A 223-nucleotide genomic window follows, 5' to 3' on the forward strand; every position below is an offset into this window, starting at 1 on the left:
GTTTTTCCAGATAAGCCAGGGCTTCGGGGGCATTCAGCAGCGTATGATGGTAGAACCCGACGACCCGACTGAGCAGCGCCTGCCGTCCGGCGTCATCATCGGCCAGCATGGTGGGTTCATCCGGTTGCACCAGCGGCGCCACCGAGGGGTTATCTCCCAGTATCCCGCGCAACTGTTCCACGGCCCGGCGCAGACTTAAGCCTTTGGTTTTCATTACCCAGTC

Annotated in this window: 1 protein-coding gene; it reads right to left on the reverse strand. The window is 60.5% G+C overall.

Features of this window, described 5'->3' with window-relative positions; all coding sequences use genetic code 11:
* On the reverse strand, nt 1–223 hold a 223-nt coding region (locus ACGF5R_RS25045), incomplete at both ends, for a hypothetical protein (RefSeq protein ID WP_387693367.1).

Origin of the sequence: Photorhabdus sp. RM71S (assembly GCF_042879355.1) — a bacterium.
GTDB lineage: Bacteria > Pseudomonadota > Gammaproteobacteria > Enterobacterales > Enterobacteriaceae > Photorhabdus > Photorhabdus kayaii.